This is a genomic window from Arthrobacter sp. zg-Y20, from assembly GCF_030142075.1.
In the GTDB taxonomy this organism is placed as follows: Bacteria; Actinomycetota; Actinomycetes; order Actinomycetales; family Micrococcaceae; genus Arthrobacter_B.
Genome location: NZ_CP126241.1, coordinates 1,488,131 through 1,507,632, shown reverse-complemented (window position 1 = coordinate 1,507,632; position 19,502 = coordinate 1,488,131). Strand labels below are relative to the sequence as shown.

Annotated in this window: 17 protein-coding genes; 9 read left to right on the top strand and 8 right to left on the bottom strand. The window is 65.3% G+C overall.

Features of this window, described 5'->3' with window-relative positions; translation table 11 throughout:
* Positions 1-34: 34 nt before the first annotated feature.
* The 4 genes from QNO06_RS07220 to QNO06_RS07205 form a co-directional block, all read right to left on the bottom strand.
* Positions 35-763, bottom strand: coding sequence for an amino acid ABC transporter ATP-binding protein (locus tag QNO06_RS07220; RefSeq protein WP_227910879.1), 729 nt, complete (start codon positions 761-763; stop codon positions 35-37).
* Positions 760-2,220 (bottom strand): amino acid ABC transporter substrate-binding protein/permease, encoded by a 1,461-nt coding sequence (locus QNO06_RS07215; RefSeq protein WP_227910878.1) that lies wholly within the window; start codon positions 2,218-2,220, stop codon positions 760-762. The genes QNO06_RS07220 and QNO06_RS07215 overlap by 4 nt, the downstream gene beginning before the upstream one ends.
* Positions 2,221-2,330: 110 nt before the next feature.
* Positions 2,331-5,345 carry a bifunctional [glutamine synthetase] adenylyltransferase/[glutamine synthetase]-adenylyl-L-tyrosine phosphorylase gene (locus QNO06_RS07210; RefSeq protein WP_227910877.1) on the bottom strand — a complete coding sequence of 1,005 codons (3,015 nt, stop codon included), beginning with the start codon at positions 5,343-5,345 and terminating at the stop codon, positions 2,331-2,333.
* A 20-nt stretch (positions 5,346-5,365) separates the two neighbouring features.
* Positions 5,366-6,706 carry a glutamine synthetase family protein gene (locus QNO06_RS07205; RefSeq protein ID WP_227910876.1) on the bottom strand — a complete coding sequence of 447 codons (1,341 nt, stop codon included), beginning with the start codon at positions 6,704-6,706 and terminating at the stop codon, positions 5,366-5,368.
* Between the two features lie 163 nt (positions 6,707-6,869).
* Here QNO06_RS07205 and panB point away from each other — a divergent pair, with 163 nt between their 5' ends.
* Entirely contained in the window at positions 6,870-7,736 is an 867-nt protein-coding gene (gene panB / locus QNO06_RS07200) for a 3-methyl-2-oxobutanoate hydroxymethyltransferase (protein ID WP_227910875.1), read from the top strand.
* Here panB and QNO06_RS07195 read toward each other — a convergent pair whose 3' ends face one another.
* Positions 7,737-7,901, bottom strand: a complete 165-nt coding sequence (locus QNO06_RS07195; protein ID WP_227910874.1) for an SPOR domain-containing protein — start codon at positions 7,899-7,901, stop codon at positions 7,737-7,739.
* A 69-nt stretch (positions 7,902-7,970) separates the two neighbouring features.
* Between QNO06_RS07195 and map the strand changes: the two genes are divergently transcribed.
* Positions 7,971-8,849 carry a type I methionyl aminopeptidase gene (map, locus tag QNO06_RS07190; protein WP_227910873.1) on the top strand — a complete coding sequence of 293 codons (879 nt, stop codon included), beginning with the start codon at positions 7,971-7,973 and terminating at the stop codon, positions 8,847-8,849.
* A 36-nt stretch (positions 8,850-8,885) separates the two neighbouring features.
* Positions 8,886-9,689, top strand: a complete 804-nt coding sequence (gene ppgK, locus QNO06_RS07185) for a polyphosphate--glucose phosphotransferase (protein WP_227910872.1) — start codon at positions 8,886-8,888, stop codon at positions 9,687-9,689.
* A 115-nt stretch (positions 9,690-9,804) separates the two neighbouring features.
* Here the strand turns inward: ppgK and nrdR are convergent, their stop codons facing one another.
* The 3 genes from nrdR to QNO06_RS07170 form a co-directional block, all read right to left on the bottom strand.
* Positions 9,805-10,305 (bottom strand): transcriptional regulator NrdR, encoded by a 501-nt coding sequence (gene nrdR / locus QNO06_RS07180; protein WP_227910871.1) that lies wholly within the window; start codon positions 10,303-10,305, stop codon positions 9,805-9,807.
* A 133-nt stretch (positions 10,306-10,438) separates the two neighbouring features.
* On the bottom strand, positions 10,439-11,797 hold the full coding sequence (gene hisD / locus QNO06_RS07175; RefSeq protein WP_442860124.1) for a histidinol dehydrogenase: 1,359 nt from the start codon (positions 11,795-11,797) through the stop codon (positions 10,439-10,441).
* A gap of 55 nt (positions 11,798-11,852) precedes the next feature.
* On the bottom strand, positions 11,853-13,034 hold the full coding sequence (locus QNO06_RS07170; protein WP_227910869.1) for an ROK family transcriptional regulator: 1,182 nt from the start codon (positions 13,032-13,034) through the stop codon (positions 11,853-11,855).
* Between the two features lie 262 nt (positions 13,035-13,296).
* Between QNO06_RS07170 and QNO06_RS07165 the strand changes: the two genes are divergently transcribed.
* From QNO06_RS07165 to QNO06_RS07140, 6 genes are all read left to right on the top strand, one after another.
* Positions 13,297-14,025 (top strand): amino acid ABC transporter ATP-binding protein, encoded by a 729-nt coding sequence (locus QNO06_RS07165; RefSeq protein WP_227911123.1) that lies wholly within the window; start codon positions 13,297-13,299, stop codon positions 14,023-14,025.
* 48 nt (positions 14,026-14,073) lie between these two features.
* Entirely contained in the window at positions 14,074-15,024 is a 951-nt protein-coding gene (locus QNO06_RS07160) for a glutamate ABC transporter substrate-binding protein (RefSeq protein WP_227910868.1), read from the top strand.
* Positions 15,025-15,125: 101 nt separating this feature from the next.
* Positions 15,126-15,770, top strand: coding sequence for an amino acid ABC transporter permease (locus tag QNO06_RS07155; RefSeq protein ID WP_227910867.1), 645 nt, complete (start codon positions 15,126-15,128; stop codon positions 15,768-15,770).
* Positions 15,767-16,687 carry an amino acid ABC transporter permease gene (locus QNO06_RS07150; RefSeq protein WP_227910866.1) on the top strand — a complete coding sequence of 307 codons (921 nt, stop codon included), beginning with the start codon at positions 15,767-15,769 and terminating at the stop codon, positions 16,685-16,687. The genes QNO06_RS07155 and QNO06_RS07150 overlap by 4 nt, the downstream gene beginning before the upstream one ends.
* 12 nt (positions 16,688-16,699) lie before the next feature.
* Positions 16,700-17,734 (top strand): asparaginase, encoded by a 1,035-nt coding sequence (locus QNO06_RS07145; RefSeq protein ID WP_227910865.1) that lies wholly within the window; start codon positions 16,700-16,702, stop codon positions 17,732-17,734.
* Positions 17,735-17,775: 41 nt separating this feature from the next.
* On the top strand, positions 17,776-19,479 hold the full coding sequence (locus tag QNO06_RS07140; RefSeq protein WP_284014605.1) for a copper homeostasis protein CutC: 1,704 nt from the start codon (positions 17,776-17,778) through the stop codon (positions 19,477-19,479).
* The last annotated feature ends 23 nt before the right edge of the window (positions 19,480-19,502 follow it).

Below are 19,502 nucleotides of genomic sequence, written 5' to 3'. Positions count from 1 at the left end.
GCAGGCGGCCACTGCGGGCACAGCTGGGCTCGGGCTAGAGCACCTTTGCCAGGAAGTCCTGCAGGCGGGGTGCCTGCGGGCTGCCGAAGAGCTGGTCGGGGACGTTTTCCTCCACGATGTGCCCGTCGGCCATAAAGATCACGCGGTCCGCCACTTCGCGGGCAAAGCCCATTTCGTGGGTGACCACCACCATGGTCATGCCCTGCTTGGCCAGGTCACGGATAACCTGCAGCACCTCGCCCACCATCTCCGGGTCAAGGGCCGAGGTGGCCTCGTCGAAGAGCATGATGTCCGGCTTCATGGCCAGCGCACGGGCAATGGCCACGCGCTGCTTCTGGCCGCCGGAAAGCTGTGCGGGGCGGGCGTTGGCCTTGTCTGCCAGGCCCACCCGGTCCAGCAGGGCAAGGGCGGTCTTGCGGACCTCGGCCTTGGATGCCTTCTTCAGCTGCACCGGGGCCAGCATGATGTTTTCCAGCACGGTCATGTGCGGGAACAGGTTGAAGTGCTGGAAAACCATGCCGATGTGCTGGCGGACCGAGTTCAGGTCCACCTTCGGATCGGTCAGGTTGACGCCGTTGACCGAGACCGTGCCGCCGGTGATGTCTTCCAGCTTGTTCAGGCAGCGCAGGAACGTGGACTTGCCGGAGCCGGAGGGACCGATGACGCATACTACTTCGCCCTCGGCCACAGCCACGTCCAGGCCCTTGAGCACCTCGTTGGAGCCGTAGGACTTCCGCAGCCCGATGGTTTCGATCTTGCTCACTTGTTAAACCTCTTATCCAAGACGTCAGCCAGCTTGGTCAGCGCCGTAATGACGATGAAGTACAGCGCAGCCACAATGAGGAGGACCTCCGCGGTGCGGAAGTTCACGGCGTAAACCTGCTGGCCCTGGTAGGTCAACTCCGCGAAGCCGATGACGGCCAGCAGCGACGTGTCCTTCAGCGTGATGACGAACTGGTTGATGAAGGACGGCGTCATGATCTTGATGGCCTGCGGAATGATGACCTTCTGCATGGTCTTCACGTAGCCCAGCCCCAGGCTGCGGGCCGCTTCCATCTGGCCCGGGTCCACGGACTGGATGCCGCCACGCACAATCTCCGTCATGTAGGCACCGGCGTTCAGGCTCAGCGTCAACACGCCGGCAGTCAGGACATCCACGGGACGGTCGATGATCTGCGGCAGGCCGAAGTAGAAGAAGAACGCCTGGACCAGAACGGGAGTGCCTCGGAAGATGCTCACGTAGATGGTGGCGATGCCGCGCAGGACCTTGTAGTTGCCGACCTTCAGGAAGCCGAAAAAGACACCCAGGATCAGCGCGAAGAACAGGGACAGTGCGGTGGCCAGCAGGGTCAGGCCCAGCCCCTTGGCGAAGGCCGGAGCGTTGTCCGTGACCAGGGCCCAGAAGCTGGAATCCGCGGCGCCTGCCTCAAGATAGGTGTCCAGGATTTCCTGGTACTCCCCGCTCGCCTTCAGCTCGGCGAGGCCCTCGTTGAAGGCCGCAAGGAGTTCGGCGTTGGTGCCCTTGTTAACGGCAAAGCCGTAGGAGCTGCCGGCTTCCTTCTCCGTGACGGTTTTCAGCCCGTTGCCGGACTTCACGCCGTAGGCAAGCACCGGGTAGTCATCGAACACGGCAACGGAACCGCCGGCTTTGACGTCGTCGTACATCTGCGCGGACTGCGCAAAGGCAACCACTTCGAAGCCGTATTTGCCCTTAATGGACTCTGCGAACGTCTGGCCCTCGGTGCCGGTCTTAACGGCAACACGCTTGCCGCGCAGATCCTCATAGCCCTTGACGTCATCATTGTTCTCGGCAACAGCCATCTGGATGCCGGACTCAAAATACGGGTCCGAGAAGTCGAAGACCTTGCGGCGTTCGTCGGTGATGGACATGCCCGCAATGACGCCGTCCACCTGGTTGGACTGCAGTGACTGCAGTGCAGCGTCAAAGCCCAGGGACTGGATTTCGACGCCGAAACCCTCTTCCTCGGCGATGGCGTTCATAAGGTCCATGTCGATGCCCACGAGTTCGCCGTCCTGGCGGAACTCGAACGGCGCGAAGGTGGTGTCGGTGCCGACGATGAAGGATTTATCCTCCACGCCGTCCGCTGCGAAAGCCCCGGCCGCAGGTACACCCAGCAGCAAAGCCAGGGTTGCGAGGAATGCGGTCAGCGGTACGGCCAGTTTAGCCGGGCCCTTAAAGGCCCGTTTGCCACTAAGCAAAGTTAACGTCTCCTAGCTCTTTCACTGCGGCTGGCGCCGCAAATGCCCCCATAGAGACTACCTAGAGCAGTGGCAATGCAACGAACCGGAACGGCCCGTAGAAACGTGAGCTACGTCCCGTAGCCGTAGAAATACCGTTCGAAAACGGCCCGCGCATGCCGGGTGTCGCGCAGGTAATCCTCCTCCAGGACCCCGCCCTGACCTGCGCCGTAGCCGCACCAGCGGGCCACGGCATCCAGTTCCCGGCGGGACGAAGGCAGGACATCGGCGTTGCGGCCGCCTCGGATAACGTTTGCGCTTCGGATCCGGCTGGCGAGCAGCCAGGCGTGCCGCAGTGTCTCGACGTCGGCAGCAGGAAGCAGCTTCGCGGCCTCGATCGCGTCCAGTGCCGGTATGGTCGCCGTGACGCGCAGTTCCGGGATCCGGTGGGCGTGCTGGAGCTGCAGCAGCTGCACCAGCCACTCCACGTCGCTCAGCCCGCCCCGGCCCAGCTTGAGCTGCCGGGAGGGGTCGGCACCGCGGGGCAGCCGTTCTGCCTCGACCCGGGCCTTGATGCGCCGGATCTCGCGCACATCCTTGTCGGTAACCTCGCCGGGGTAGCGCACCGGGTCAATCAGCGCCATGAAATCTTCGGCGAGGGCGTCGCTGCCGGCCATGGGACGGGCCCGCAGCAGGGCCTGCGCTTCCCAGGCCAGGGACCACCGCTCGTAGTAGCCGCGGTAGGATTCCAGGCTGCGCACCAGCGGACCCTGCCGCCCTTCGGGCCGCAGCCCGGCATCCAGCACCAGGGTGCGTTCGGCCAGGATGGCCGGGGTGCAGGGCTGCTGCAGGAAGGTCGAAATGGAGGACACGATTTTTTCGGCCTGGGCCTGCGCCGCCGCCGGATCAGCCCCGGCCAGGGGCCGGTGCACGTACATGACGTCCGCATCCGAGCCGTAGCCGATTTCGCGGCCGCCCTGCCGGCCCATTGCCACCACCAGCATGTCCGTAAGTTTGCCGCTGCTGCCGAAGACTTCCCCCTCCGCAACGTTTAGGGCGCCGAGGACAGCAGCCCGGTCGGCGTCGGCCAGCGCCTGTCCCACCTCCTGCTGGCTGAGCAGTCCGGCGCTGTCGGCCACCGCAATGCGCAGCATTTCCCGGCGGCGGATCAGCCGGATCAGCCGCATGGCCTCCGCCGGCCGGGGATGGCGGGACATTTTGGACTGGATTTCCTGCCACTGCGTGTCGAAGGGGACGGGGACCAGGTCCTTGTCGGAGCCGAGCCAGGCGGTGGCCTCGGGGGAAACTTCCAGCAGGTCCGTGATGAACCGGCTGGAGGACAGGATGGAGCACAACCGCTCCCCCGCCGCCGAGGAGTCCCGCAGCATGCCCAGGTACCAGTGGGTGTCCCCCAGGTTCTCGCTGAGCCGCCGGAACCCCAGCAGCCCGGCGTCGGGATCCACGCCGTCGGCCAGCCAGGCCAGCAGCACCGGCAGCAGCTGCCGCTGGAGGGCTGCGCGGCGGCTTACCCCCACGGTCAGGGCTTCAATGTGGCGCATGGCTCCGCGGGGATCGGCATATCCGAGCGCGGCCAGGCGGGCCTGCGCGGCTTCGGGGCTTAGCCGGACCTCATCGGCGCTGAGGTTCGCTGCGGTGCTCAGCAGCGGACGGTAGAAGATGCTCTCATGCAGCTGCCGGACCAGCCGTTTGGTGCGCATCCACTGCTCACGCAGGCGGTCTGCGCTGGGGCGCTCCGCAGTCAGCGATCCGGCGCTGGCCTTCGCCAGGGCGCGCAGGGCGGTGTCGCTTTCGGGCATCAGGTGCGTGCGGCGCATATGCACCATCTGGATCCGGTGTTCGAGTACCCGCAGGTAGCGGTAGGACTCGTCCAGTGCCCGGGCGTCGGTGCGGCCGATGTACCCGGCGTCGCTCAGGGCGGCAATGGCCGCCGTAGTACCGCGCACCCGCAGCGACTCGTCGACGCGTCCGTGCACCAACTGCAGCAGCTGGACGGTGAATTCGACGTCGCGCAGCCCGCCGCTGCCCAGCTTCAGCTGCCGGGACTCCTCGTGGGCTGGAATGTTCTGGGTGACCCGGCGGCGCATGGCCTGGACCGATTCCACAAACCCGTCCCGTTCGGAGCTGCTCCAGATCAGGGGTGCAACCGCTTCCTCATAGCGGCGTCCCAGCTCCCCATCCCCGGCCATGGCACGGGCCTTCAGCAGGGCCTGGAACTCCCAGCTGTGCGCCCACCGCTGGTAGTAGTTCAAGTGCGAATCCAGGGTTCGGACCAGGGGCCCGTCCTTCCCCTCGGGCCGCAGGTTCGTGTCCACTTCCCAGAGCGGCGGCTCAGGTGCGGAGGCATTAATGGCCCGGGAGATGCCGGCGGCCAGTGCCGTGCCGATGGCCGAGGCGCGCTGCTCGTCCAGCCTGTCGCCGTCGATCACGTAGATCACGTCCACGTCGGAGATGTAGTTCAGCTCCCGTGCTCCCGCTTTGCCCATGCCGATCACCGCCAGCTTTACGGCAGCAATATCCTCGGCCGGGTAGCTGGCCGCAAGTTCCGCGCGGGAGACAGCTAAGGCAGCTTCCAGTGCCGCACCGGCGAGGTCGGCCAGTTCGCGGCCGGCCGCCGGGAGGTAGTCCGTGGGCGACGCCGCCCCGAGGTCGCGGACGGCCAGGTCCAGCACGTGCCGGCGGTACCGGGCGCGCAGCTCCACGTAGGCATCGGCGCCCGTAACCCCGGCCACGGGGGCTGCTCCGCTGCCGGCGTGTACGGCGTCCAGCAGCGAGGCGCGCAGCGCCGCCCCGTCGGTACTGCCGGGCTCGGCACGCAGCTGGCGCTGCAGCACCCCGACGTCACCGGGATGGCGCATCAGGAACTCCGCCAGGGCCTCGGACGCGCCGAGCAGGCGGAACAGCGCTTCGCTCTCTTCGGCACCGGCGTTGACCAGGTCCACCAGTTCCGGTGCACGGCCAATCAGCCGCACCAGCGACTGCAGCGCCAGGTCCGGGTCCGCCGAGAAGTTGAACCCGGCAAACAGTGCGTCCTCATCCACCGGGGCAAGTTCGGGCGCGGCCAGGAAACGGGTGCTCTTCTCCAGGTCGTGGAACCCCGTGGCGATCATCCGCCGGGACAGGCTCATGGGTAGTACCGTGCCTTCGCCTAAAGGATGCCCAGGTTTTTCTGCAGCTCGAACCGGGTCACGTGCTGGCGGTACTCGTTCCAGTCCGCCCGCTTGTTGCGCAGGAAATTCTCGAAGACCTGCTCGCCGAGAATGTCCGCTACCAGTTCGGATTCCTCCATAACGCGCACGGCATCATGCAGCGACGCCGGCAGCGGGTCGTGGCCCATGGCGCGCCGTTCCGCGGCGCTCAGGCTCTCAATGTCGTCTTCGGCGCCCGGCGGCAGCTCGTAGCCCTCTTCGATGCCCTTCAGGCCGGCACCAAGCAGCACGGCGTAGGACAGGTACGGGTTGGCGGCGGAGTCGATGCCGCGGTATTCGATGCGGGCGGACTGCCCCTTGTTCGGCTTGTAGAGGGGCACGCGCAGCAGCGCCGAGCGGTTGTTGTGGCCCCAGGAAAGGTAGCTGGGTGCTTCCCCGCCGCCCCAGAGCCGCTTGTAGGAATTTACGAACTGGTTGGTGACCGCAGTGAATTCCGGAGCATGGCGCAGGATACCGGCCATGAACTGGCGGGCAGTCTTGGACAGCTGGAACTCGGCGCCGGCTTCGAAGAAGGCGTTGGAATCGCCTTCGAAGAGCGAGAAGTGCGTGTGCATGCCGGAGCCCGGGTGGTGCGAGAAGGGCTTGGGCATGAAGCTGGCGTAGCAGTCGGTCATCAGCGCCACTTCCTTGACGACCGTGCGGAAGGTCATGATGTTGTCCGCGGTCTGCAGGGCATCGGCGTAGCGCAGGTCGATCTCATTCTGGCCGGGGCCGGCTTCGTGGTGGCTGAATTCCACCGAGATGCCCACGGCTTCGAGCATGGACACAGCGGTGCGGCGGAAGTCCTGGGCAACGCCGCCGGGCACGTGGTCGAAGTAGCCGGCCCGGTCCACGGGAACCGGCTCGCCGTTTTCATCCAGCTGGTCCGACTTGAGCAGGTAGAACTCGATTTCCGGATGGGTGTAGCAGGTGAAGCCCATGTCGGCGGCTTTGGCGAGCTGGCGCTTCAGGACGTTGCGCGGATCCGCGGCGGAGGGCTGGCCGTCCGGCGTCAGGATGTCGCAGAACATCCGCGATGTCTGCTCCTCGTCGCCGCGCCAGGGCAGGATCTGGAAGGTGGAAGGGTCCGGCTGGGCCAGCATGTCGGACTCGAAGATGCGTGCCAGGCCCTCGATCGAGGAGCCGTCGAAGCCCAGGCCTTCCTCGAAGGCGCCTTCCACTTCCGCAGGCGCCAGCGCCACGGACTTCAGCGAGCCCACGACGTCGGTAAACCACAACCGCACAAACCGGACATCGCGCTCTTCAATGGTGCGCAGAACGAATTCCTGCTGGCGGTTCATCCTTACCTTCTTTCTGTACCTGCTCAGGGGCATGTGAAACTTTCTTCACTCTACCTACGTGCGCGCGGTTTGGGCCGCAGCGGTGCGTATGCGGCCGTTGCGTTACGCCGGGCGGATACCCGCGGGCCGGTTCGCGGCGGCCGTTCTTTAGTAGGCTCAAGTAATGACCAGTGCCGAACAGCCTTCCCCGTACGCCGCCGCACCCGCGGACCCTTCAGCTCCCGCGGCACCGCCGCTGAAGAAGATCCGCATCTCCCACCTGCAGCAGCTCAAGGACAACGGCGGCAGGTTCGCCATGCTGACCGCCTATGACCAGTACGCCGCAGGCATCTTCGATGAAGCCGGCATCGAAGTCCTGCTGGTGGGCGACTCCGCTGCGAACAACGTGATGGGACACGCCACCACCCTGCCCATCACCTTGGACGAGATGATTGTTTTCGCCCGCTCCGTCACCGCCGGCGCCAAGCACTCCCTGGTGGTCTGCGACCTGCCTTTCGGCTCCTACGAAGTCTCCCCCGCACAGGCCATCGAGTCCTCCGTGCGGCTGATGAAGGAGGGGCTGGTGCACGCCGTCAAGATGGAAGGCGGCCGGCACTACGTTGACCATGTGCGCGCCATGACCGCCGCCGGCATCCCCGTGATGGCCCATGTCGGCTTCACGCCGCAGGCCGAGCATGCCCTTGGCGGCTACAAGGTGCAGGGACGCGGAGAAGCCGGTGCCGCCGTCGTGCAGGACGCCGTGGCCCTGGCAGAGGCCGGCGCGTTCTGCGTGCTGATGGAGATGGTGCCCGCGGATGTGGCCGCCGAGGTCGACGCCGCGGTGCGCGTGCCGACCATCGGCATCGGGGCGGGCAATGCCACCACCGGGCAGGTGCTGGTCTGGCAGGACATGGCCGGGCTGCGCGGCGGAAAGCAGCCGCGGTTCGTCAAGGCCTTTGCCGACCTGCGCAGCGAGCTGTCCCGGGCGGCGAAGGAATACGCCGACGAAGTACGCAGCGGTTCCTTCCCCGGCCCGGAGCACAGCTTCTAGCTAGTTGTCCTCGTCCGAGTCCCAGGCCTTGTTCCGGGCCTGGACCTTCTGGAGCGCCAGTTCGGCCTCTTCGCGGGTAGGGTAGGGCCCCAGCAGCTTCGTCCAGTCCGACTGCGGGCCTTCCTCCACCTCGTGCGTTACGACGTTGAACCAGTAATCGGCCATCAGCTGTCCTCCTGTTGCTTGGTGTGTGCTCGTCCCCCGGCCGCAGCCGCTGGCGATAAGATCGATGGTATGCCCCAAAAACTTGCCGCAGCACCCGTTGGACACCTGTCGCCCGGGAGCGTGAGCCCCCGGCTGCGCGTTCCCGCGTCAATCCCGCGTCCCGAATACGTGGACAAGGAAGCACCCGCCCCCTTCACCGGTTCCGAGGTCAAGTCAGCCGAGACCATCGAGAAGATCCGAATTGCTTCCAAGGTGGCGGCGCAGGCCATTGTGGAGGTCGGCAAGCACATTGCCCCCGGCGTCACCACCGACGAGCTGGACCGGGTGGGGCACGAATTCCTCCTCGACCACCATGCCTACCCCTCCACGCTGGGTTACCGGGGGTTCCCGAAGTCGCTGTGCTCCTCCATCAACGAGGTCATCTGCCACGGCATCCCGGACACCACGGAACTGGCCGACGGCGACATCATCAACATCGACATCACCGCGTACATGGACGGCGTGCACGGCGACACGAACTGGACCTTCCTGGTGGGCGATGTGGACGAGGAATCCCGCCTGCTGGTGGAGCGCACTCAGGAATCGCTGCGCCGGGCCATCAAGGCCGTTGCGCCGGGACGGGAAATCAATGTCATCGGCCGTACCATCGAGTCCTATGCCAAGCGTTTCGGCTACGGCGTGGTCCGTGATTTCACCGGCCACGGCGTCGGCGAAGCCTTCCACACCGGCCTGATCATCCCGCACTACGACGCCGCACCGGCGTACAGCAGGCTGATTGAGCCGGGAATGGTGTTTACCATTGAACCAATGCTCACGCTCGGAACCATTGAGTGGGACATGTGGGATGACAACTGGACAGTTACGACCAAGGATCGCAAGCGTACGGCGCAGTTCGAGCACACCCTGCTCGTGACTGAGGACGGCGCCGAAGTTCTGACCCTTCCCTAATCCGCAGACCGAGCTCAGAACTACTACTGGAGAACCATGGCCAAGAAGCATAAGTCCGACAAGCACGTCGACGCCGTCATCGGAATTGATATCGGCGGTACCGGCATCAAGGGCGGCATTGTCGACCTGTCCAAGGGCAAGCTGATTGGCGAACGCTACCGCATTCCCACCCCGCAGCCGGCCACCCCCGAAGCCGTAGCCGGGGTTGTGGGGCAGATCGTCGCCGAGCTCTCCTCCCGCCCGGAGGGACCCGGCCCCGATGTTCCGGTGGGCGTTACGTTCCCGGCCATCATCTCCCACGGCATCGCCCGCTCCGCGGCCAACGTCGACAAGAGCTGGGTGGACACCGACGTCGACGCGCTGCTGACCAAGGCGCTCGGGCGCGATGTCCAGGTCATGAACGACGCCGATGCCGCCGGCCTCGCCGAGGCACGTTACGGTGCCGGCCGCGAAGTGGACGGCACCGTACTGGTGATCACCCTGGGCACCGGTATCGGCTCGGCGCTGATCTACAAGGGCGTGCTGGTCCCCAATGCGGAACTGGGCCACCTGGAGATTGACGGCCACGACGCCGAGACGAAGGCTTCCGCGTCCGCCCGCGAACGGGACGGCATCAGCTGGGAAGAATACTCCAAGCGGCTGCAGCGCTACTTCTCCCACGTGGAGTTCCTCTTCTCCCCCGACCTGTTCGTGATCGGCGGCGGCATCTCCAAGCGCAGCGAGGACTTCCTGCCGATGCTGGACCTGCGCACCCCGCTGGTCACCGCCAACCTGAAGAACAACGCCGGCATTGTGGGCGGCGCCCTGCAGGCGGCCCTGCACTTCAAGTACATCAAGTAGCCGGACGGCAGCACCGCACAAAAACGGCGCGCAAAAGCGGCGGAAGGGATTCTCCCTTCCGCCGCTTTTTCGCATCTAAAGCTATTGGGTCCCCTGGCCGGATCCGGCCCGGGACCTACTGGGCGCCCAGCGGGCGCTGCGCGCCGGACGGGACCCGCCCGCGGTTTTGCTGCGCTTCGGCCCGTAGTTTTTCAATGGCCGTCTCGAAGTCTTCCAGCGAGTCGAAGGACTGGTAGACGCTGGCAAAGCGCAGGTACGCCACCTGGTCCAGTTTCTGCAGCGGGGTGAGGATGGCCAGCCCCACGCCGTTCGCGTCGATTTCAGCCACACCGCTGGCCCGGATGGATTCCTCCACTTCCTGGGCCAGCATGGCCAGGTCATCCTCGCTGACCGGACGGCCCTGGCAGGCTTTGCGCACGCCGTTGATGACCTTGCTGCGGCTGAAGGGTTCGGCTACGCCGGAACGCTTGATCACGCTGAGGCTGGTGGTTTCCACCGTGGAGAAACGGCGGCCGCACTGCGGGCACTGCCGCCGGCGGCGGATGGCCGACCCGTCGTCGGCCAGGCGGCTGTCCACGACGCGGGAGTCGGCGTTGCGGCAAAACGGACAGTACATGTCCCGTCCTTTCGGGAAGGCGCCTTATGGTGCTCCCACTATAGGGCGCACTTTGCCTGAGCACCAAGTGGAGGACCACAACATGTAGTAGGTGCTCCTACTACATGTTGCGGGTATCCCGAAGGGTTAGCGGTTATTCGAAACGGACCGTGACCGCGTCCCCGTGCGCCGGCAGATCCTCGGCGAGGGAAAGGGCAACAATGTCGCCGCTGACTTCCTGCAGCGCCTCACGGTTGTAGTTGATCATCTGGATGGCGCGCATAAAGGTGGTGACGTTCAGCCCCGAGGAAAAGGCTGCGGTGCCGCCGGTGGGCAGCACGTGATTGGACCCGGCGCAGTAGTCACCCAGGCTCACGGGACTGTAGTTGCCCACGAAGATGGCACCGGCACTGCGGATTCGGCCGGCCACGGCTTCGGCATCGGCCGTCTGGATTTCCAGGTGTTCGGCAGCGTAGGCGTCACATACCGCAATGCCCTGCTCCAGCCCGTCCACGAGGATAACGCCGGACTGGGGGCCGGACAGGGCCGTGCGCACACGGTCGCTGTGCTTGGTGGCCCGGACCTGGGCGTCCAGTTCAGCCCGGACCTTTTCAGCGAGGGATTCGGACGCCGTGACGAGGACCGACCCGGCATTGGGATCGTGTTCGGCCTGGCTGATCAGGTCGGCGGCCACGAGCCGCGGGTCAGCGGTTTCGTCGGCGAGAACCATGATTTCCGTGGGTCCCGCTTCGGAGTCGATTCCCACTACGCCCTTGACCAGCCGCTTGGCGGTGGCCACAAAGACGTTGCCCGGGCCGGTGACAACATCCACCGGCAGGATGGCGGCATTATTTTCATCCTCCCGCACCCCGTAGGCGAAGGCGGCAATGGCCTGGGCGCCGCCCACGGCATAGACCTCGGTGATGCCCAGCAGCTTGGCCGCAGCGAGGATGGTGGGGTGCGGCAGCCCGCCGAATTCCTTCTGCGGCGGCGAGGCCAGTGCCAGGGAGGAAACTCCTGCGGCCTGCGCCGGCACAACGTTCATGATTACCGAGGAGGGATACACCGCAAGCCCGCCCGGAACATACAGTCCCACCCGGGAGACCGGCACCCATTTGTGGGCCAGGAGGGCACCGGGGCGGATTTCCACTTCGGCGTCGGCGGGACGCTGGGCGGCAGCGAAAATCCGGGTCCGCTCAATGGCCGTTTCCAGTGCCGTACGGACCGCCGGGTCCAGCTGCTCCAGCGCTGAGTCCAGCGCGGTTTCGGGCACCCGCACCGTGTGCTGCTGAACGCCGTCGAAACGCTCTGCCAGTTCCGTCAGCGCGGCGAATCCGCGGGTACGGACGTCGGTGATGATGGCTGAGACGGCGTCGGACGCGGCGTCGAACGTCGTTTCGGCGCGCGGCATGGCACCCTTGAGCTCCGCGGGGCGCAGGTGCCGGTCGCGCAGGTCGATGGTGCGGAAGGAGTCAAAGGCTGCTTCGGGACTGGTTGGATTCACGCATTTCATTCTACCCAGCCAGGCCTCCGGGGCCCCTACCAGTTCCGCTGTGCGTCGCCGGGCGTCAGGCCCGGAACTCCTCCCCGGAGAAGATGTCATCAAGCATCACGCGGGCGGCGCCGCGCAGGCCACCGGTTTGGGGATGCCGGGCGACCTCCACAACAAGTTCCGCAGTGGCCATGGGCGGACAATCCGAGTAGAGGGTCGAGCGCACCGCGGCAACGAAAACCGCTGAACCCGCCAAGACGCCGCCAAGGACCAGCCGGTTCGGATTAAAGAAATTAATGCTGGTTGCGAGGACACCGCCGGTCATCACTCCGGCGCCGCGCAGCAGTCCGGTTGCAGCGGGATGGGCGTCGCGGGCGAGGTCGATCATCGCCTCCACCGTCTGCACATCATGGCCCTGCAGCTGCATCTCGCGGACAAGCGCGGTGCCGGAAGCGAGCACGTCCAGGCATCCCGTCCGGCCGCAGGAGCAAGGCACCGCAGGAGCACCCTGCACCGCCGCATGGCTGATGTCCCCTGCCCACCCGTTACTGCCCTTGTACAGTTCACCGCCGGCAATGATCCCGCAGCCGATACCGGTGCCGGCTTTGACGAAAATCTGGTGCGGATAGGTGACCGGGTCAGTGCCGTTGAGCAGTTCCCCGGCAGCCATGAGATTGGCGTCGTTATTAACGATGACGGGCACCCCCAGCTCCCGCTGAATAATCTCCGCTGCGTTCGTCCCGTTCCAGCCGGGCATGCGGGACGGGGCAACAATGCGGGAATCAGCGCTCGACACCGGTCCGGGCACTCCCACCGAAACACCCCTTAGCCGGCCGGATCCCGTTGCCTCGGCCTGCGCGACCATGTCTTTGAGCCGGGCCGTTGCGGAAGTCAGGATAATCTCCGGACCAGCTGCAAGATCGATGGCCGCATGGTGTTCAGCGAGGAGGTTACCAGCGAAATCGGCCACCCCGAACGAGGTGCGGTCAACGCCAAGGTCAATACAACCCACCAGCCCGGCATCCGCCCTGATTTCCAGGCGCCGCGGGCGGCGCCCGCCGCGTGATTCCCCCTCGCCAACCTCTGCAACGTGCCCCCGCGCGATCAAAGCGTCGATCCGCGTTGCCACCGTGGAGGGAGAGAGTCCCGTGGCTTTTGCCAGTTCCGCGCGGGATCCCGCGCGGCCCGTTCGGATAAGTCCGATCAGGTCCACAGTGCGGGAGGGGCCAGCAGCATTTCCGCTCAATCGTTCAGCCATGTTTTCCCAATCTCTTCGATAGCTCCCTCTTAACTTAGTCCAAGTTTATAGAAAGTTAATCGAAATATCTGTGAAACTTTTACCGCTTAGGTTTATTTTTGGAAAACCTCGGATAGTGTGTGGTGAGTCACACCAACGACAGAACACGGCGCCGCGGCCGGCTAAAGCTGCAGGTCCGGGTTCAGGAAAAGGCAGCTCGATGGCACTGGTTAATGATTCCTCCGGCCTCCCCGGACCCGTTGCTCCGGATAAGCCGGGTGCCATGGTGGTACTGAGGGATGTGCAGAAACACTTCGGTGAGCACCACGTCTTGAAGGACATAAACCTGAGCGTGGCCACCGGTGAGGTGGTAGTGGTGGTTGGCCCGTCAGGATCCGGCAAGTCCACCCTCTGCCGGTGCATCAACCGGCTGGAGACGGTAACCAGCGGGCAGATCCTCGTGGACGGCAGGGACCTGCCGGCAGAGGGCAGGGCGCTTGCGACGCTCCGCTGTGACGTTGGCATGGTTTTCCAGTCCTTCAATCTGTTCGCGCACCGCACCATCCTCGAGAACGTCACGCTCGCACCTGTCAAAGTGCGGCGCGTTGCCCAGAAGACGGCCCGGGCAGACGGAATGGAACTGCTTGAACGTGTTGGCATCGCCGACAAGGCCGACAGTTATCCGGCCCAGCTTTCGGGCGGACAGCAACAGCGCGCAGCTATTGCCCGCGCGCTGGCAATGCGCCCCAAGGTTCTGCTTTTCGACGAACCAACCTCGGCCCTGGACCCCGAAATGGTGACTGAGGTGCTGGACGTTATGGTCTCCCTCGCCCAAGAAGGAATGACCATGGTGGTAGTCACCCACGAAATGGGTTTCGCCCGGCGGGCCGCCGACCGTGTTGTTTTTATGGACGAGGGCCGCATCGTCGAGCACGGCTCACCGGAACGGTTTTTCGCCCGTCCGGATTCTGAACGGGCCCGGGCATTCCTCTCCAGAATCCTTACTCACTGACCAACTATCAGCGGCGCCTGCCGTCCACATCAGAAGAAAGGCCACACCTTGCGCAGCACATCCCCCTTCCGGCGGCTCCTACCTGCCGTACTTGCACTGACTGCACTGCTGAGCGTTTCGGCTTGCGGTGGCGGCGATACCGCCGTCCCCGGAGCCGAAGCCGGCAGTTCGACCCAGCCCTCCAACCTTGAGGAGGTTTACGCAAACGCGGTCGTGGCCGACGCCGCAGCCATACTGCCCGAGTCCACCATGGCCCGGATCAAGGAACGCGGAACGCTGATCGTCGGGGCCGCGCTCGACGCACCGCTGCTGTCTCAGCAGGACCCCGCAAACCCCGAAAGCATCGAAGGATTTGATGCCGATCTCGCGAAACTGCTGGCTATCTACATCCTGGGCGAACCGAATATCAAGATCGTCCCGCCGGCGTCCGAGACGCGTGAAGCCCTGCTCCAAAACGGAACGGTCGACGTAGTGTTCAATACCTACACGATCACCGAGGAGCGTGCCGAGCAGATCTCCTTCGCAGGACCGTATCTGGAATCAGGGTTGGCCGTTGCCGTGAAAGGCGACAACAAGGACATCAACGGCATCGATGACCTCGGCGGAAAAACCGTTATTGTCGGCGCAAACACACCTGCAGTGACTGCCGTACCCGAAAAGCAGCCGACGGCCACCCTGGTGTCCTTCGGCACCGATCCGCAGGCACTGCAGGCACTCAAGCAGGGCCGCGGGGACGCCTATGTGCAGGACTTCACGCTCCTGGCCTCACACAGTGCAGATGACACCTCCATTAAGGTGGTGGGCCAGCCCTTCACTACGGAGTCCTACGGCATCGGCCTGAAGCACGACGATGAGGAATTCAAGGCATTCATCAACGAATGGCTCCAGAAGATCCAGGCCGACGGGACCTGGGGCAAGGTGTGGGATGCCACGCTCGGCGAAGCCGTGGAGGCAGAGGCACCCAGCGCCCCCGAAATCGGTTCCGTTCCCGGCAGTTAGTCCGCCTGCCCGGCGCCCGGTGTCACTGCACGCCGGGCGCCGCGGCAGCGCCGCCGGGCGCCGTACCGGGCATTCGCCCGCCGCATACTCAAAGGAAATAGATGGACATCTTTGCCGACAGTGCCGACGCCTTCCTCCATGCCCTTGGAACAACGGTTGTTATGGCAATCATCGCCGGGGCTGGAGCACTGATCCTCGGCACACTCGTGGCCGCCGCCCGGATCAGCCCCATTCCGCCCCTGCGGGCTGCTGCCTTTGCCTACGTGCAGTTCTTCGTCAATGTTCCCCTGCTTGCCCTCCTGATCCTTGCCGTCTTCGCGCTGCCGGATGCCGGTTTCATCCTGCCGCTCACCCCAACGGCCGTCCTTGTCCTCACGGCCTATGAAGCTGCATACGTTTCCGAAGCCATCAGAAGCGGAGTCAACACCGTGGGCCACGGACAGATAGAGGCCAGCCGCGCCCTGGGTTTCACCCTCCGGCAAACACTTGGCCTCGTCGTCCTGCCGCAGGCACTGCGGGCGGCCGTGCAACCCATCGGCAACGTGATGATCGCTTTGACCATGAACACAGCGCTGGCCGCTGCCGTAGGTGTGGTGGAACTGACGTCCGCAGCCAACAAGCTGAACCTAGTTGAGGCACAGCCCATCCTGATCTTTTCCGCCGCGGGGTTGACCTACATGCTTCTTGCCCTCTGCATCGGACTCAGCGCCGGCCGTATCGAGCGAAAGGTGGCTGTTCTCCGATGACTACCGCCGTACCTGCCAAGTCCGCTGCCCGTACCCGCGTGCAGGCGCAGGCGACCCTGTCCCTCTATGACGAGCCGGGCCCGAAGGCCAGGCGGAACATACGTATATGGTCCGTGATCACAATCTTCGCGCTTCTGGGCGTGATTATCAGCGGGCTGATCCAGTTCGGTTCCAAAGGCCAGCTCCACCCGGACAAGTGGACGCCGTTCCTCTCCTGGCCCATCTGGCAGTACCTGTTCGTTGGACTGTGGGGAACTCTGCAGGCCGGAGCCCTCGTTGCCGTCCTGGGCGGGACGCTGGGACTCCTCCTTGCCCTCGGCCGCCTGAGCCGCTTCGCACCCGTGCGATGGATCTGCGCAGGCTACATCGAAACCGCCCGGACAATACCCGTGCTGTTGCTCATCTACCTGATGCTGTTCGGCCTTCCGCAGCTGGGCCTCAACTTCCCCCTGATCTGGAAGCTGGTCATCCCGCTCACCGTCGCCAACTCGGCTGCCTTTGCGGAGATTATCCGTGCCGGGATCCTCGGCCTCCCCCGCGGCCAGCGGGAGGCTGCACTCAGCCTCGGCATGTCGGAGGGGCAGGCAAGCCGTCTTGTTGTCCTGCCGCAGGCACTGCGTTTTGCCACGCCGTCCCTCGTGACGCAGTTGGTAAGCCTCATCAAGGACACCTCGCTCGGATACATAGTCGCCTTCACGGAGCTGTTGTACCGCGGTCAGGTGCTCTCCGCCTTCAACGGGCTGCTCATCCAGACATTCCTCGTGGTGACCCTCGTTTATCTCGTCTTCAACGGCATCCTTTCCGCCCTCGCCGCCCGCCTGCGGACACGCTCTCCCAAACGAAGCCCGCGCAGGGCCGCTGCAGGACCGGTACCTGTGGCCGGCGCACCCTTTTCCGACCTCCCCCGCCCCCAGTAAAGGAGCACCCCCGTGGTATCCCCCGCCGCGCCTGGCACGGCCAGCGCCCGCATATCCAACGCAGCCGAACAGCTCGCGGAACTCGCCGTCGTCATAAGGTCCGGTGTCACTGAAAGCCGCCATTTCGGCTGGTTGGCGGCACTTGACGCAGATGGAAACGTCGCCGCCAGCCTCGGTGCCGGCTCAGGGCAGGTGCTGCCGCGTTCGACCACCAAGCCGCTGCAGGCTCTTGCCTGCCTGCGCGCCGGCGCCGACCTGTCCGGCCCGGAACTGGCGATCGCCGCCGGAAGCCATACCGGGGAGGACGCCCACGTAGAGGCGGTGCGCAGCATCCTGGAGCGGGCGGGATTGGATGATTCCGCCCTTGCCTGTCCGGCCGATTGGCCCGAGGACGAAGCAAGCCGTGAGCGCCTGATAAGAGCCGGCAAGTCGCGCTCCCGGGTCCACATGAACTGCTCGGGTAAGCACGCCGCCATGCTGCTGGCCTGCACCGCAAACGGCTGGGACACCGCAGGCTACCTGGACCCGGCCCATCCTTTGCAGCTCATGGTCCGGGACACCGTGGAACGCGCTACCGGCGTTCCGGTTGAGCACGCGGCCGTCGATGGATGCGGAGCGCCGTTGTTTAGCACCACGGTCCTTGGGCTTGCGCAGGCGTTCCGCACCCTCGTCACCGCGTCCCCCGGGACTCCGGAGCGCCTGGTAGCCGATGCCATGCGTGCCAACCCTTTCCACGTCGGCGGAACAGGGCATGCAAACAGCAGCGCCATGACCCTTGTACCCGGCGTCCTTGCCAAGGGCGGGGCGGAAGGGGTTATCGGCATGTCCGCGTCGACCGGCCAGGCAGTAGCCATGAAGATTGTCGACGGCAACCCGCGGGCAACCACGCTGATAGCCCTTAAGGTCCTGGAGGCCCTCGGAGTCGACACTTCCGGTGCCGGAGCACTGATGGACCTGCCGATCAACGGCGGCTCGGAACGGGTTGGCCGGATATCGATTGGTTCGGACGTTGCTGCCTGGGCCGAAAACCCGGTGCCCCGGTGGTGAGGTCAGCAAACGGGTGTACGCCTGCAGTGCGGCGCATAGCCGTGGAACTCTGCGTCGATGACGTCGACGGGGCCCTGGTGGCGGACCGTTCAGGTGCGGACCGGATCGAGTTGTGCGCAAACCTGGGCGAAGGCGGCACCACGCCGAGTATGGGTGCGGTTCTGGCCGTGCTGCGGGCGGTGAACCGGGTAGGCGTCCAAGTCATAGTACGGCCGCGCGGCGGCGATTTTGTCTACAGCGACGCTGAACTCGAGACAATGTGCCGGGACCTGGAAGCAATCGAAGCCGCGGCGTCCGGGGCCGGCACCCCGGTAGGAGTCGTGACGGGCGTGCTCACCAGCGACGGCGAGGTGGATGTAAGCGCCATGCGCCGGCTAATGGCGGCCGCAGGCACCCTCCCCGTGACTTTCCACAAAGCCTTCGATCTGGCACGGGATCCACTTAAGGCGTACCAGGAGCTCACGCAGCTGGGTGTCCAGCGTGTCCTCACCTCGGGCGGCCCGCACCCGGCAGCCGAGGGCATCGGAATGCTGGCTGAGCTGGTCCGCCTCTCCAAGGCCGCTCCGTCCGCGCCGTCGGTCCTGGTGGGTGGATCGGTCCGCCCTGCCAACGTGAGGGAAATTGTCGCAGCGACCGGTGCAGGCGAAATCCACCTGCGGGCCCAGACTCCGTCGCCGCGCATGGACGGAACGCTGCAGACAGACCCGGACATGGTCCGCAGCCTCTTCGCGGCACTGGAGTCCGCAGCAGCAGACGACCCACCCTCTGCTCCCCGTCACGACGCAGTGGTTCTCGCCGTGGATGTAGGCGGCACCAACATCAAGGGAGCGCTGGTGGCGGCATCCGGCCGGACCCTGCTCTCCCGTACCGTCCCGGCAGGTGTTACGGGCGACGAATCCATTGAGCGGATACTGGCGCTCGCGGAGGACCTCCGCGACTATGCGGAGGATGACGGCTGCGTTGTCGCAGGGGCAGGCGTCGTCACGCCGGGAATGGTGGACTCCCAAAAGGGAATCATCCGGTATGCCTCTTCCCTCGGCTGGTCCAACGTTCCGCTGAAGCGCCTCCTCACGGAGAGGCTCGGTGTCCCCGTCCACATAGACCATGACGTCCGAACCAGTGGCCTGGCCGAAGACCTTTTCGGAGCTTCACACGGTTCCGGCGACTCCGTGCTGGTTGCTGTGGGAACAGGTGTTGCCGCGTCAATCCAAAGCGGGGGCCATCGTATTTCCGGCGCGTCTGCCACAGCCGGTGAGTTGGGCCATATCCCGGTCATACCGGACGGGGAACGCTGTACCTGCGGCCAGTTCGGCTGCTTGGAGGCCTACTTCTCCGGCGCAGGGGTGGCCCGGCGTTTCGCCGCCTCCGGGGGCGAGGCAGGGTTGGACGTGTCGGGCATTGTTGCCCGGCTGGGTATCGATCCGCTGGCCGACCGCGTGTGGAGCGAGGGCATCACGGCCCTTGCGCTGGGACTCAAGACGCTGACCCTGCTGACCGATCCTGCCGTCATCGTCCTGACCGGCGGCGTGTCCCGCGCCGGGTCAGCCTTACTGGACCCGCTGCTCCGGGAGTTGTCCGGCTCACTCGCATGGCGGGATGCCCCCGATCTCCGTCTCTCCATGCTCGGGACCTCCGGCAGCCGGATTGGAGCAGCAGTCCTGGCGTTCAGGGCCGCCGGAATGGATAACGTGGTGTCCCGCTGGACCACGGAGGACGTCCTGATGCCCGTGTCCAGCGCCAGCTAGGGCGTCGGCCCGGCCGGCCTGCC